Origin of the sequence: Arthrobacter sp. efr-133-TYG-104, assembly GCF_030208915.1 — a bacterium.
Lineage (GTDB): Bacteria > Actinomycetota > Actinomycetes > Actinomycetales > Micrococcaceae > Arthrobacter.
This window is the reverse complement of the sequence record NZ_JARVTA010000007.1, coordinates 83,957-98,064: the sequence shown is the minus strand read 5'-3', so window position 1 is coordinate 98,064 and position 14,108 is coordinate 83,957. Positions and strand designations below refer to the sequence as shown.

General features: G+C 64.1%; 13 protein-coding genes. 2 read left to right on the top strand and 11 right to left on the bottom strand.

Features of this window, described 5'->3' with window-relative positions:
- Positions 1 to 4 precede the first annotated feature (4 nt).
- From QRN04_RS07490 to QRN04_RS07465, 6 genes are all read right to left on the bottom strand, one after another.
- Positions 5 to 1,417 carry an MFS transporter gene (locus tag QRN04_RS07490; protein ID WP_284975381.1) on the bottom strand — a complete coding sequence of 471 codons (1,413 nt, stop codon included), beginning with the start codon at positions 1,415 to 1,417 and terminating at the stop codon, positions 5 to 7.
- A gap of 84 nt (positions 1,418 to 1,501) precedes the next feature.
- Positions 1,502 to 4,534, bottom strand: coding sequence for an AAA family ATPase (locus tag QRN04_RS07485; RefSeq protein WP_284975380.1), 3,033 nt, complete (start codon positions 4,532 to 4,534; stop codon positions 1,502 to 1,504).
- Positions 4,531 to 5,778 carry an exonuclease SbcCD subunit D gene (locus QRN04_RS07480; RefSeq protein WP_284975379.1) on the bottom strand — a complete coding sequence of 416 codons (1,248 nt, stop codon included), beginning with the start codon at positions 5,776 to 5,778 and terminating at the stop codon, positions 4,531 to 4,533. Before QRN04_RS07480 ends, QRN04_RS07485 begins: the two co-directional genes overlap by 4 nt.
- A 71-nt stretch (positions 5,779 to 5,849) precedes the next feature.
- On the bottom strand, positions 5,850 to 6,818 hold the full coding sequence (locus tag QRN04_RS07475; protein WP_284975378.1) for an aquaporin: 969 nt from the start codon (positions 6,816 to 6,818) through the stop codon (positions 5,850 to 5,852).
- A gap of 145 nt (positions 6,819 to 6,963) precedes the next feature.
- Positions 6,964 to 7,305 carry a DUF202 domain-containing protein gene (locus QRN04_RS07470; protein ID WP_284975416.1) on the bottom strand — a complete coding sequence of 114 codons (342 nt, stop codon included), beginning with the start codon at positions 7,303 to 7,305 and terminating at the stop codon, positions 6,964 to 6,966.
- Positions 7,306 to 7,307: 2 nt separating this feature from the next.
- Complete coding sequence (locus tag QRN04_RS07465; RefSeq protein WP_284975377.1) at positions 7,308 to 7,664, bottom strand: YidH family protein; 357 nt, start codon at positions 7,662 to 7,664, stop codon at positions 7,308 to 7,310.
- Between the two features lie 80 nt (positions 7,665 to 7,744).
- Here QRN04_RS07465 and QRN04_RS07460 point away from each other — a divergent pair, with 80 nt between their 5' ends.
- Complete coding sequence (locus QRN04_RS07460; protein WP_284975376.1) at positions 7,745 to 8,815, top strand: ADP-ribosylglycohydrolase family protein; 1,071 nt, start codon at positions 7,745 to 7,747, stop codon at positions 8,813 to 8,815.
- Between the two features lie 7 nt (positions 8,816 to 8,822).
- On the opposite strand, the gene QRN04_RS07455 is transcribed toward QRN04_RS07460, so the two are convergent.
- Positions 8,823 to 9,848, bottom strand: coding sequence for a 3'-5' exonuclease (locus QRN04_RS07455; protein WP_284975375.1), 1,026 nt, complete (start codon positions 9,846 to 9,848; stop codon positions 8,823 to 8,825).
- Between the two features lie 127 nt (positions 9,849 to 9,975).
- On the opposite strand from QRN04_RS07455, the gene QRN04_RS07450 reads away from it, so the two are divergent.
- The gene (locus QRN04_RS07450; RefSeq protein WP_284975415.1) at positions 9,976 to 10,740 is read left to right on the top strand and encodes a VTT domain-containing protein; all 765 of its coding nucleotides are present in this window, start codon (positions 9,976 to 9,978) and stop codon (positions 10,738 to 10,740) included.
- Positions 10,741 to 10,755: 15 nt separating this feature from the next.
- Here QRN04_RS07450 and rdgB read toward each other — a convergent pair whose 3' ends face one another.
- Genes rdgB through murI form a run of 4 tightly spaced genes read right to left on the bottom strand, consistent with a single transcriptional unit; the run spans position 10,756 to position 14,033 of the window.
- Positions 10,756 to 11,451, bottom strand: coding sequence for an RdgB/HAM1 family non-canonical purine NTP pyrophosphatase (gene rdgB, locus QRN04_RS07445; protein ID WP_284975414.1), 696 nt, complete (start codon positions 11,449 to 11,451; stop codon positions 10,756 to 10,758).
- Between the two features lie 8 nt (positions 11,452 to 11,459).
- Entirely contained in the window at positions 11,460 to 12,218 is a 759-nt protein-coding gene (gene rph, locus QRN04_RS07440; RefSeq protein ID WP_284975374.1) for a ribonuclease PH, read from the bottom strand.
- Between the two features lie 19 nt (positions 12,219 to 12,237).
- Complete coding sequence (locus QRN04_RS07435; RefSeq protein WP_284975373.1) at positions 12,238 to 13,035, bottom strand: MBL fold metallo-hydrolase; 798 nt, start codon at positions 13,033 to 13,035, stop codon at positions 12,238 to 12,240.
- Entirely contained in the window at positions 13,032 to 14,033 is a 1,002-nt protein-coding gene (murI, locus tag QRN04_RS07430; RefSeq protein WP_284975372.1) for a glutamate racemase, read from the bottom strand. The genes QRN04_RS07435 and murI overlap by 4 nt, the downstream gene beginning before the upstream one ends.
- Positions 14,034 to 14,108: the final 75 nt, after the last annotated feature.

Sequence of the window (14,108 nt, the reverse complement as noted above, 5' to 3'; positions counted from 1 at the left end):
GCGCCTAGTCCCGCGCTCGCCGCCGCATGACCAAGGCGGTGAGGACGCCCAACAGCAGCAGTGCCACCGCTGCGGCCATCGAAACGATGAAAGCCGCTGTTGCCCCTTGTGCCTGCGCCAGCTGGCCGGCCACATAAGAACCAAGTGCGGTCCCTGCCACAATCCCGCTGGCAAGGGCAGTCATGACCGTCGCCATCCGTCCGGAAGGGGCAACCACGCCGCCAATACTGAAGACAGTGACCATTACGGGCCCTACCGGAACGCCTAGGAGCAACAGGATAAAGACCATGGGCCAGATTCCGGCAGGCAGCACCAGCAGCACGGATAACAAGGCCATGGCCAACGCCGCGACAACCCAGCGGGCGGCCAGACTGAACCGCTGGGGCCAGTACGCCACGGACAACGCCGCAACAGCCGAGCTCAAGCCCATCACCGAATAGAGGAGTCCGGCGATCTCGGCGGTGGCGTACTGTGCCGAAAATGCGCTGAGTGCGTTTTGGGTGGCCCCGAAGAAAGTGCCCATGCATACCATGGCAACGACCGGAACAGCCACGACGGCCGCCGTCCAGCGGCCGCGCCGGGCGGGATTGTCGTTCGGCGTCCGGGCACTTGTGGGTTGCTTCCGGCGGGTGGGGACCACGGCTTCCTGGCTCGGGTGCACGGCAAACGCCGGGACCAGGGTGATAGTTATGGCAGCCGCCAACGCCAACGGTAGCCACGGGGCAACCATGCTGGCGAGGATACCCACAAGTGCCGGTCCGAGGACAAACGTGACCTCGTCCGCGGTGCCTTCGTAGGACAGTGCCGTGTCCAGATCCGCCCTGTTGCTGGCGACGCTTCCGCGGCCACCGCTCGATTCCAGGTTGCGGCTGGTCAACGCCATCCAACGCACCCGGGCCATAGGTCCAACCTGGGGACAGCTTGCACCGGCGAGCAGGGCTACCAGCAACACTGAAGAGGCGTCCTGCACGGACTCATATGTTGGCGTCACATAGGCAGCGGCGAGCAGACCCGCCACCGCCAATGCATTCACGACGGCGGCCACGAGCAGTACCGTGCGCTGGCCGGCCCGGTCCGCCAAAGAACCGAGGACGGGGGCGCCGATGGCCGACCCGATGCCGACGGCTCCTGCCGCCATACCGCCAAGGGCGTAGGACTGGCTGACGGCCGTGATCAGGGTCAGTGTCCCTACCGTCAGCATCGCCAGGGGAACGCGGGCAAATAGTCCCAGTGGGAGGAATCCGGGCCCTGCAAGTTCGGGCAGGCGGGAGAATCTGCCAGGCAGGCGGGAGGTGCGTTTTTGGGCTGCCGGTGACGGCGCGGATTTCCGCGTAGGCAAAGGTATCCGCGAAGGCGCGGGCATCTGCGAAGGTACGGGTTTCCGCGAAGGCAAAGGGGTCACAATAGGTTTTTCCATGATTCCGGGTTCGCTAATAGCTGCGCATCGTCCCTCCTCCCGATGCGCGCGACCCGGTATCGGTTCAAGTCTATCGGATCGGCCTTAGCTCGGACCGGCGCCGGCGATGTGGACACTGGACCCATGCCTGCCCTTGACCACCTGCAACTGGGTTTGGATGCGCTGTTTCATCTCGGCTACATGGCTGACCAGTCCTACGACCCTGCCCCCGTCGCGCAGCCCCTCCAAGGCATCCATAACTTGTTCCAGCGCTTGCTCGTCAAGGCTGCCGAAGCCTTCATCGACGAACAACGTTTCGATGTCAACGCCGCCGGCTTCTTGTTGCACAACGTCCGCCAGCCCAAGCGCCAACGCCAAGGAAGCCATAAAGGATTCACCACCGGACAACGTGGCCGTGTCCCTTTGCTGTCCTGTCCACTCATCCACCACTTCCAGCCCAAGGCCAGACTTTTGGTTGCGGGCGGCGCGCGCATCCGTATGCCGCAACGTGTACCGGCCATCGCTCATGGCAACAAGCCTCTCGGACGCAGCGACAGCCACCTGTTCAAGCCGGGCAGCAAGCACGTAGCTGTTCAGGCTCATTCGGTAGCTGTTCTCACCGGCACCGCGGACAGTCTCTGCCAGCCCGGAGAGCATGCCTGCCCGTTGCCGTGGTTCCTTCCCTGACTGGGCTGACTCCACGTACTCCGCCCGGATACGGCCCACCGACTTCTCAGCCTTCTCCGCAAGGCCTGCCGCTAGCGCCACGTTGCGGGCCTCCTCACCGGCCACTGCAGCTGCTGCCCGGGCCGCGTCCAACTCGGCCGCAGGCAATGGGAGGTCGCCGATGCCAACTTCCTTGGAAGCAAGCGAAAGATCCTCGCTGGCAAACAATTCCTCAATTCGCGCTGCCTCGGCGTCGAACTCCGCCAAATCCGTCTCCAACGCCACGACGTCGGAGGCCGATAAGAGCTCCCGGCGCGCGTCCTCCGCTGACGCGAACCCGGCCCCGGGAAGCGCCTTATCCAGGGCTGCTGCAGCCTCCAATCGGGCCTTGTCGGCGTGGTCAAATACAGCGACGGCGTCGACGGCGGTTTGAAGGAGCATCCGTTGTGCAGAGAGGGCTTCTGAGCGTTCCCGCAGGCTCGGAAAGTCCCGTCTCAGCGTTGTGAGTGTTGCTTCCAAAGCAACGAATTGTTCCTGCAGCATGTCTGCCGCGGACGAGGCTTGCACGGATGCCTGCCTGGTCTCGCTGAGTTGTTCCTTCACCAGGACGATGCGGCCAGTGAGCAACTCGTGTTTGGCTCGAAGTTTCTCCAAGGCCTGGGAAGCCTCGCGCGCCTCCACCACAGCCGCTTTCCAGGACGCCAAGCGGTGTTCAGCTTCATCCAGCTCATCCGAACCTCCTTGGGCAGCGAGGCCTGCGACCCGTTCCGTCGCTGCTGAGAGGTCCGCTGCGATCTGTCCGAGGACTTGCTCGCTTGCTTGGAAGGCGCGCTCGGCCTCTTGCTCGTCTTGGGCGATGCTCAGGGCGGACTGGGCCGCGGCAGCAGGGGCAGGATGGTCGTGGCTGCCGCAGACGGCACAGGGTTGCCCCGGAATCAGGGCGGCAGCAAGTTCACCGGCGGCATTTGCCAGCCGCGCTTCCCTCACGTCGAGCCAAGCTTGCCGGAGATCCTGGGACTCGGTGCGGGCCTGAGCGTGGCTCTCCGTAAGAACGTCCAGTTCCTGCACGGAGGCCGCGTGGCGGATCACGAGGTCCACATGGTGCTCTGCCGCTTCAGCCTCACGTTGGACTTCCACATGGCGGGCCGCCACGGGCTCGAGAAGCTCGATGCCTGCGGTAACGGCTGTTTCTTCCGCCGTCAGCTCGTCCAGCGAGGCGGCCGCCTCGCTGGCAGTCTCTCCCAGCCGTTCCAGCTCGTCGCGCCTGGAGGCCAGCTGGGCCGTAACCTGCTCCAGGCGCTGCTCATCGGGCAATCTGGCGTCCAAAACGGCCAAGGTGGTGTTGGTCGTTTCCAAGGCGGCTTTGGGATCCGACACGTCCAAGGCTGCTGCCTCCAAGCGCTCCACGGCGTGATCCTTGCGGTCACGCGCGGCGTGGAATATGCCGACGGCGGTGTCGAGTGCTTCCAGATGCCCGCTAAGGACGGCCGCGCGACGGTGCCGGGCGAGCTTGTCTTTCTTTTCGAGCGCAGGCGGTGCTGCCAACTCCAGCAACACCCGCCGTTGCATTCCGGCCGCGAGGCGGGCGTGACGCTTCGCTTTTTGCACGTCGTGCTGCAACTGCTCCTCACGTTGCCTGGCGCGGGCCTCCGCTAGCTTGGCATGGGCTTGCCGTCGCTCAGTTTCCGCCGCTATTTCGGCCTCCAGCGCTTCAAGCCACGCCTCCGGCTCCGGTGCGCGGGCAGCTTGATCGAGTTCGACGGCGGAACCGCCGGCCTCGCCGAATGCAGGAAGGCCCAGGTGATCCCTTTCTCCAGCCGCCCTGTCAAGAAGATTGTCGAGGTGCCTTGCGTTCTGTTCTACCGCCCGCGCAGCGTCCGCGGCTTGGAGCGCAACTTGCTTCTCGACTGCCTCGAACCGTTGGGTACCGAAAAGTTTCTGCAGGAGATCAAGGCGGTCACCGGCTTTTGACCGCAGGAAAGCGGCGAAATCACCCTGGGGCAACATCACCACGCGCGTGAACTGATCGCGGTCCATACCGAGAACATCGGAGAGCTCGGCACCCACTTCATCATTCCGGGATGACTTCTCAATCCAATTCCCCGCCACTCGTTCACGCAGGAGGGTCTTGGCCTGTTGGGTGGTGAAGCCCTTGCGGCCACGTGCGCTGGGCCTGTCCCAGGCCGGAGACCTGGTCACCTCGAACCGACGGCCCCGGGCCGAGAATTCGCAGACAACATGCGGTTCCACCCCTGGAGCGGCGTGGTCGCTGCGGAGGCGCTTTCCCTCTTGGCGTGCACCCGGCACGGACCCGTAGAGGGCGAAACAGATCGCGTCGAGGACGCTGGTTTTGCCCGCTCCCGTGGCTCCGTTCAGGAGGAACAAACCCTGGGCGCCCAATTGATCAAAGTCGATGTGCTGTTTTGCAGCAAAGGGCCCGAAAGCCTCCAGGTCCAGGCGATGGATCCTCATAGCTCCGCCTCCGCCACCCTGGCAGCCTCCAAGGCCTCACGTAATGCGGCTACTTCCGCGTTGCCGGACTCCCGCCCGCGAACGTGCTCCAGGAACCCGCAGCAGACGTCGAGGTCGTCCCTGGCATCAGCTAACCTGCGGCTGTAGCTTTCCTTGCTCCGCACCCCAGCGTCGTCGGGGTCGAAAACCAAAACAAGGGTGTCCGGGAAACGTGACCTCACCTGCTCCATCGCCTGGGTTGGGCGCTGGGTGTCAGTCAACGTGACCTGGCAGTAGGCAGACTCTGCCCACGCGTGCTCGGGAGACTCCAGAAGCTCCGCCAACTGTCCGCGCAACACAGCTAATGCCTTGTGCTCTTGCCACGTCACCTCCTGGACCGCCACGGCGCCAGGCCCTCCTGCCTCGTCCCCGGGTTCTATGTCCAGCAACCAAGCGCCCTTGCGATGGTTTGCTTCCGAGAATGAGTAGGCCAACGGCGAGCCCGAATAACGCACATTGGGGGCCAACTCCTGCCGCCCGTGGAGGTGGCCCAAGGCAGTGTAGGTGAAGCCCTCAAAGAGATCCAGTGGTACCGCACCGAGGCCGCCGATGCTCAAGTCCCGCTCGCTTTCCGACGTAATCCCGCCGGAGGCAAAGGTGTGGGCGAGGACCACAGGATACACCGGGCCCAGCGCGCGCCGGCGTTCGACGTCGGCCCGGATCCTCCGTACGGCTTCGAAAGTAACGTCAAAGTGGCTGGCGTTCTCAACTCCCAGGCCGTCGGCTACGAGCCGGGGCTCCAAGTACGGGATGCCATAAATAGCGACAACGCCCTTGGCAGGCTGTTCCGGGTCCGCAGGCTGTTCCGGGTCCGCAGGCTGTCCCGACTCCACAGACTGCTCCGGGTCCAGCGGCAGGACAACCGGGACATCCAAGTCTTCGATCCGCGTCCTCAGGTGCACTCCCCCGCGTTCCAAGAGGCGGGAAGCAAAACCAAGCCGGATGGCGGAATCGTGGTTGCCGCTGGTGAGTACCACACGGGCCCCGGCTTCTGTGATCCGGACCAAGGCCTCGTCCAACAACTTGACAACGTCAAGGCCCGGCAACGCGCGATCGTAAACGTCCCCCGCTATCAGGACCACATCCACCCCGGCCGACACAACGAACGCGACCAACTGGTCCACGAAGCCGCGCTGTGCTTCCAGCATGCCAACGCCGTGGAATGAGCGGCCCAGATGCCAATCGGATGTGTGGAGTAACCTCATGTTCCCAAGTTAACCGGGGGCACCGACAAAAAGAGGAAGGCGAGCCATCCGTCGTCGAGCCTTGGCGGTTGCTAGCCTCTCTTGCCGTCGAAAAACTCGCGTGCCTCATCAGTTGATGTTTGCTGCGTCCGCGAGGTTGGGGTCGCGACCGTGCCGGACTCAACGGAGTCGGTTTCGGCCAGGTCCTCATCGTCGAGTCGCTCCGATACGTTCGAATCCTCGTCGTCCGAAGCGTTCTTGTTCTCCACGCGAGCCACCTCGGCCGAGGGAACCACGGCATCGGCGCTGGCTTCCTTGGCGGCCTTGGCCGAGGAAGCGTCGCGTAGCCCGCGGAACGCCAAACCTGCCAGGACGGCGCCCATGATGGGGGCCACCCAAAACAGCCACAAGCTCCCCAAGGCCCAGGAATCGCTGAAGAACGCCTGGGCTGTAGCACGGGCAGGATTGAAGGGAAGGTTACCCAAGACCTGGCCGAATTGGAGCAGGACTGCCATGGTCAGGCCAACAGCAATGGGTGCTGCCGACGGCAGTGCGCGGCGGCCCACGGTGGAGCCAAGGAACACAGCGACGATCAGCGCCGCACCGATAACCTCAACCAAAAGAACGCCAGCCATCTGGGTTTGCGCCAAGGAGTGCTCCCCAAAACCAGGAGCTGCGGCGTCGAAGGCCTTCCTCGCGTCAGTGAGGACAGGCACCGTCAACACCACGAAGTAGACGAGCGCCGCGCCGAGAATGCTACCGACGACCTGCGCCACCACGTAGGCGAGCGCGGCTACTGCCCGGATGCGGCCTGCTATGAAGTTGCCCACCGTGACGACGGGGTTGAAGTGCCCACCGGAGACATGCCCGAAGGCAAACATCGCGGCGGTCACTGTCAGGCCAGCAGCCAAGGCAGTGGGGACAGGAGCAGAAGCGGGCGTGGAGAAGACTGCCACACCGGCCGCCACGAGCACCACAAACATCGATCCGAGGGCTTCAGCCGAGGCCCGGGCCAGGAGTCCCGGGCTGCGGTCGGCGGTGTCCAATACGGGAGTGGTCATGGCGGATGGATCCTTAAAGTTGGTGGTGAAATGCGGGTGACCGGAGCACGGGGTGACCGGAGCAGTGGGTGCTGGCCCCAACGAATCTTGCCAGCCGAAGCTGTGCAGTTGCTGGACCTTGGCCTGCCGCGGCCCGATGACGAGCTTAGCCGCCCGAGGCGATGGCCGCGATGACGGCTGCGCCCAGTGCCATGACCGCCAGCGTGCTGGAGAGAACCAACCTGCGGGACACCGCTTGGGTATACGCTGCTTGGTTGCCCATATGCAGTACGCGTGAGCGAACCCACACCACTACGGCAAGGACAACGGTCGCAGCAGCAGCCACCAGCGCACAGAGCCCTTGATAATCGAACCCCGGGTGGGCTCCGGCGAGCCCCGAGAGCCACCGGCGCCAGATAAACAGGTCCACCACCACCAGCGAGATCAGCGTCCGCCGCCACGCCAAGGTGGTGCGTTCAGGTTGAAGCCCTGGATCCCGGAGGTCCATCTTCACCGGGCCATGAGGATCAAGACGGCGAAGCCAAAAGCAGCCACCGCCACCACAATGGTCATGAACAGCAGGACGCGGGAAAACGGCAGCGCCTGGTTGTTGCGCATCGCAGCTTCCATCAGGCCCCACCTGCGGTAGGACAGGACCGCGAGCCCGGCCCCGATGAAGGAAAGCACCACGCAAAGGATGATCCGCACAGGTTGCGGAGCGATGTTCGGCGCCAACTGGTCAATCGCGATAGCACCGGCAAGCAGGGCAAGCGAGGTTCGTATCCATGCCAGGAAGGTGCGTTCATTGGCGAGCGAAAACCTGTAATCGGGAGTCTTGCCCGTCCGTCGCCAAGCGGGTTCACGCACGTCTTTTCTCCAAGGTTCAAGCGGTCCGGGAAGCTTCCCCACCATATCAGCGGGTGCGCGGGCCACGGTAAGTTACTGGCATGAGTGTTAACGCTTCCACGCCCGTCCCTCCAACCTTCGAATCCCGTGTCCGCGGAGCATTGCTCGGTGGTGCTTTGGGTGATGCCCTGGGCTACGCCGTGGAGTTTGAATCGTTGTCCGCGATCCGCGCAGAGTACGGCCAGGAGGGCCTCACCTCCTTTGAACAGCTCGACGGCGGTGGCCACTTCTCGGACGACACTCAAATGACGCTCTACACCGTCGATGGGCTTGTTGAAGCCTTGGAATGGGCCAACGACGGCGTTGCTGCCGACGAACTCGCGTGCCTTTGGCTTGCTTATTTGCGGTGGCTCGCAACCCAAGGCGTCGCCCCGAATTCCTCCGCCCCGGTGCCGCAACCCCGCTGGATCGACCAGCAGGAGGTTCTTCGGCAACGCCGCGCGCCGGCAGAGGACTGCATCAGCGGCCTGGCATCGGGCCAGATGGGAACCGTGGCCCGCCCCGTAAACCCCGACTCCAAGGGCTCCGGTACAGTGATGCGCTCAGCGCCGTTCGGGCTCATCCCGCACATCTCCCCCGAAACGGTCTACAAGCTCAGTTCCGATGCCGCCTCGCTGACCCATGGACACCCTTCCGCACGGTTGAGCGCTGCCGTCTTCAGTCTGCTGATTCACAAAATCGTGGCTGGCTCCGACATCCGGAGCGCCGCCGAGTCCGCGCTGGACTACATCGAGCAGTCTCCCACCAAGGCCCCGGAGCTCCCGGACCGCCTCAGAACGGCGATCCAACTTTCGGAGAAGCCCTCTGTCACGCCGCCCGGGGAGTTGACGGCGGCGCTGGGTGAGGGATGGGTCGCCGAGGAGGCCCTCGCCGTCGGGCTTTATGCCGTTCTTTCGACCAGCGGGAGCGAGCCCACCGAGCACTTCCGCAGTGCCATTGGCGTCGCGGTCAACCACAACGGTGACAGCGATTCGACGGCGTCCATCGCCGGGAACATCCTCGGCGCCTTCTACGGCGAAGAATGCTTGCCGTCCGGGTGGCTGGAGACGCTCGAAGGCAGTGAAGTGGTCCAAGGGATGGCCTCGAGGCTGATCGCCGTCACCACGGGGTGACCGGCCACTAGTTTCCGCCCACCATCTGCAGGAATTCACCTTCGGAGACAACCTCGATCTGCTGCCCCTTGGCGTGCAGTTCCAGTACCCGTTTGGCCTTGCCCGTCAGCCGTCCTGCCCGAAGGTCCCCCGCGACGAAGCCATCCCCAACCACCAACACCGTGGTCCGTGCAGTGACCCTGCTCTCGGGGCGGGCACCCATATCCGCCGCCCGTGACTTCGCTTCGGGCCGGGGGATGGCAAGGTCGCCGGTGAATACCACGGTTTGGCCAAAAAGCGGGTGACCGGGCTCAGCAGCGGCGTTGGGCACCGGGTTCGGCCCTTCCTCGCGCCAAGTGGACCAAGCACCGGAGCGGGCATCACGTTGTCCCACCGAGCCGTTGCCGGCGGTTCCGCCCGCGCTGGTGCCCAGCCTGGCTGCGAGGGCTGAAAGAGTTGCTTTGGACAACCCGGCCGACGGGTCGAAGGCTGGTTGTTTGGGCACGGTGAGGCCCAACGAAAGGTAGAGTTCGGCGATGCTGTTGGCATTGTTGCGACGCGCGATGTCCACCAGGATTCCGGCGCAGGCCCGGGCATCCTCGGCGGCGTCGTGGTGATTGACCAGTGGCACTCCTGCTTCCTCGGCGGCGTAGGGCAAGGAGTTGGACACCAAAGAATAGCAACGGCGCGAAAGCATCACCGTGCAGACAAACTCGTAGGCAGGACCAGGGAGGCCGGAAACTTCCAAGCCGGACCGGATGACGCCGAGATCGAAGGCGGCGTTGTGCGCGGCAAGGATGTCCCCACCGATGAACGCCCCGATTTCCGGAAAGAGCTCCCCGAACCGCGGCTGGCCCGCTACGTCTTCTGCCCTGATGCCATGGATTCGCGTGTTGTGAAACTCGAAGTGGTCGTGGTTTTCCGGGGGACGCATCAGCCATGAGGCTTCCTCCACCACTACGCCCCCGCGGACCTTGCTGAGCCCCACAGAACAGGGCGACCCCCTGAAACCGTTGGCTGTTTCGAAGTCGATCGCAGTAAAGTCCAAGGCCACCGGACAATATTACAGTTCCAAACCCCCGTCCACTACACTTCCAAACCCCAGTCCGGTCCGCGCGGCTCACCGCGGAAAACGAACGACGACGGCGGTCAAGTAGGCTTGAAGGGTGATCCTTTCAGCTGTGAACCACCTTGCCGTATCCATGTTCGGAGGCGCCGGACCGGTGCGGCCGCCTATGGGCTCTTTCCTGCCCGGTTGGCTGGACCCCCAAGTGTTCCTGGCCGATCCGGCTTTGGCTCCCTGGGTTGTGCTCCTGGTATGCGGCATCATCTTCGCCGAAACCGGCCTGCTGGTGGGATTCTTCCTCCCGGGCGATTCGATGCTCTTCACCGCCGGCCTGCTGGTGGCAACGGGAACCATCAAATTCAATATTTGGGCGCTCGCGGCGCTGGTCATCGTCTCTGCCGTGATCGGCAACCAAGCCGGCTACCTCATTGGTGCCAAAGCCGGGCCGGCCATCTTCAACCGACCGAACTCCCGGCTCTTCAAGAGGGAAAATGTCCAAAGCGCGCACGCCTTCTTTGAGAAGCACGGCGGAAAGGCACTCATCCTCGCCCGATTCGTGCCGATCATCCGCACGTTCGTGCCCGTGATCGTCGGGGTCGCCCAGATCGACAAGCGCAAGTTCTTCCTCTTCAACGTCATCGGTGCCGTGCTCTGGGGCGGCGGGGTGACGCTCCTGGGCTACCTCTTGGGCGACAGCGTCCCTTGGGTCCGGGCCAATCTGGACCTCATCTTCATCGTCATCGTGTTGATTTCGGTGATACCGATCGCCATCGAAGTGGCCCGCGGATTCTTCGCGAGGCGTAGGGCCGCCACCAACGGCACCGCCCCCGTGGACGAATTCATCGAAGATCACGACGGCGGCACAACAGGCGGCCGCTAAGCCTCCATCTCCGAGTCATCCTCTCGGGACAACGCCGCCGGACAACGCCGAAACGATGGCGGGCATAAGAGCGCGGAATGCCTCGCCGCGATGGCTGATGGCGTTCTTCTCCTCCGAGCTCAACTCGGCGCAGCTTCGATCCATCCCGGCCGGCTGCAGTACGGGATCGTAGCCAAATCCGCCTGCGCCGCGGGGGTGCCGCAGCAACGTGCCTTCCAGTTGGCCGTACTCCACCGTCTCGTGCAGTACTCCGTCGGGACCGGGCACGGCCAGGGCCGCGGCGCACACGAACGCAGCCCCACGGAACGCATCCGGAACGTCCGAAAGCTGGGCCAGGAGCAGGTCCAGGTTGGCCGCATCATCTCCGTGCCGGCCGGACCAGCGTGCGGAAAAGATCCCGGGAGCGCCGCCAAGGACGTCCACGGCTAACCCGGAGTCATCAGCAATCGCCACAAGGCCGGTGGCCATGGCCACGGACCTCGCCTTCAACAGCGAATTTTCCGCGAACGTCACGCCTGTTTCGGCGACGTCCGGAGCCCCTACCGCGCCGGCGTCCACCACTTGGGTGTCGACGTCGAGCCCTGGCACCTGGCCGCGCAGGAGTTCCCGCAGTTCTTTTAACTTGCCTTTGTTGTGCGTGGCCAAGACCAGGCGCGGTCCCGTGACTCGGGACGAATCACTGCCTCGGGACGAATCACTGCCTGGGGACAAGTCAGCGCTCACGGCGCTTCCGCCAGGGTCTCGCGCTGGATGACGGACAACTGGCTGGTACCGAGCAGTGCGAGGTCCAGCAAGGCGTTGAGCTCGTCACGGTCGAACGGGGCACCCTCCGCGGTCCCCTGGACTTCCACGAACTTGCCCGAACCGGTGACCACGACGTTCATGTCGGTTTCTGCGCGGACATCTTCGACGTATGGCAGGTCCAACATGGGCACGCCATCAATAATTCCCACGGAGACTGCAGCGATGGTATCCACCAACGGCTCGGCGTTGCGGGCGATCAACTTGTTCTCGCGGGCGAAGCGGATGGCCTCGGCGAGTGCCACATAGGCTCCCGTGATCGCCGCGGTACGTGTACCGCCGTCGGCCTGGAGGACGTCACAGTCCAGGACTATCGTGTTCTCGCCCAGCGCCTTGGTGTCGATGATGGAGCGCAGCGATCGCCCGATCAAACGGGAAATTTCATGGGTGCGGCCGCCGATCTTGCCCTTGACGGACTCACGGGCGGACCGGGTGTTGGTAGCACGGGGAAGCATGGCGTATTCCGCGGTGACCCAGCCGCGACCCTCACCCTTGAGCCACCGCGGCACGCCCTCTGTCAGGGAAGCCGTGCAGAGCACCCGGGTGTTGCCGAACTCGATGAGCGCCGAACCTTCGGCCTGCTTGGACCAACCCCGGGTGATGCTGATGGGGCGGAGCTGGTCGGGAGTCCGGCCGTCGGCGCGGGTCACGGGTATGCCTGTAGCTTCAGAAGTCATGCCTCAAGCTTAGCCATGCCTAGATCGTGTAATGGACTCCGGCGACCGCCACAGCAACGTCCCCCAAAAAGACAGGCTTGGCCTCTGACATCACCTTGGTGTGGGAGGTCCACACGGGAATGTGCGTCAGGAGCAGGCGCTTGGCACCTGCATTCCTGGCGGCCTCACCCGCGCGCTTGCCCGTCAGGTGCACATCCTTGATCGCGTCATCGCGGCCTTCTTCGAAGGCTGCTTCGCACAGGAAAAGATCCGCGTCCCGTGCCGCGTCTTCCAAGCCGGAACACGAATCGGTGTCACCCGAATAGGCCAGCGTCCGTGTGACCGTTACGCCGTCTTTGCCCGGCTCAGTGGCAGTGACCCGCAAACCATAGGCTTCCTCCACCGGATGGTTCACCGCGAAGGGAGTCACCGTGAAAGGCCCCACCGTTACCGGCTGGCGCTCGGCCCAGTGCGTGAAATCGAATTCCTCGTGCATGCCCGGATCCAAGTCCAGCCCGTAGGCGGTAGCCATCCTGTCCGCCGTCGCTGCAGGACCCCATACGGGGATCCTGTCGCGGCCCCAGCCGCCCGGCTTCCACCGGACTGCCACGTGCAATCCGCACAGGTCCATGCAGTGGTCCGGATGCAGGTGCGTGAGGAAAATCGCGTCGATGTCCTCCAAATCCGTGTACCGCTGGATGGCACCGAGCGCCCCGCTGCCAAGGTCCATCACGATTTTCCACTGACGTTCGCCGTCGTGGGCGGTCACCAGATAGCACGACGCCGGTGAGCCGGGACCGGGAAACGAACCGGTGCAGCCGACGATGGTCAGTTTCACAGGCCACGTCCCAGGCCCGTAGCGGGATCCACGGGCGGGAGGCCGTCCGGCTGGACGAAGTAGGAGCGCCGCGACAGGCCGGAACCTGCACGGGCGGCTTGCAACATTTCCGGTGTGATACGGGCGAGACTGCCGGTGGGGTATTGGGCCGCCACGTGGTCCACGTGCTTCACGGAAAGGACTTCAGGGCCAAGGAAGCGCCGCGCAAGTGTTTCAAAACCTGCTGCATCCCCGGTGGCCACGAACTCGTGGCTGGGCGCGCTGGCGGCCGTCCGTTGGATTCCGTGGTTGGCCAACGCCCGGTACACGTCCTTGGCCGTTTCTTCGGCACTGGAAACCAGTGTCACGTCCTCGCCCATGACGAGGGAAATAACGCCGGTCAACAAGGGATAGTGCGTGCACCCAAGCACCACAGTGTCCACACCCGCGTCCTTGAGCGGTTGGAGATATTCGTTGGCAGCTGCCAGAAGGTCCGGGCCGGTGGTGATGCCGGCTTCAACGAATTCCACGAACGCAGGACACGCTGCAGAGGTAATGGTGAGGTCAGGGGCCGCGGCGAACGTATCCTCATAGGCCCTGGAGCCTACCGTCGCGGACGTGCCGATAACTCCGATCCTGCCCGAACGCGTGGCCGAGACAGCCCTCCGCACGGCCGGTTGGATGACCTCGATGACGGGAATGCCATACCGGGCGGTATACCGCTCGCGCGCGTCACGAAGCACCGCCGCCGATGCGGAATTACAGGCGATAGTCAGTAGCTTCACGCCGGAATCCACAAGTTCGTCCATGACCCCGAGGGCATTGGCCCGCACTTCGGCAATGGGCAGCGGCCCATAGGGACCGTTCGCGGTATCACCCACGTAAAGGATCGATTCGTTGGGAAGCTGGTCGATAATGGAGCGGGCCACCGTAAGGCCGCCGACGCCGGAGTCAAAGATCCCGATCGGACGGGCCCCTATGGGGGCGTCGCCTGATGAACTGCCCGATGCTGAAGTCATAATTATTCGAGAATAAGGCTTCCCTTGGTGTCCGGCCATTACCTGTGTCCACCGCCTCGTGTCGGATGCGTCACA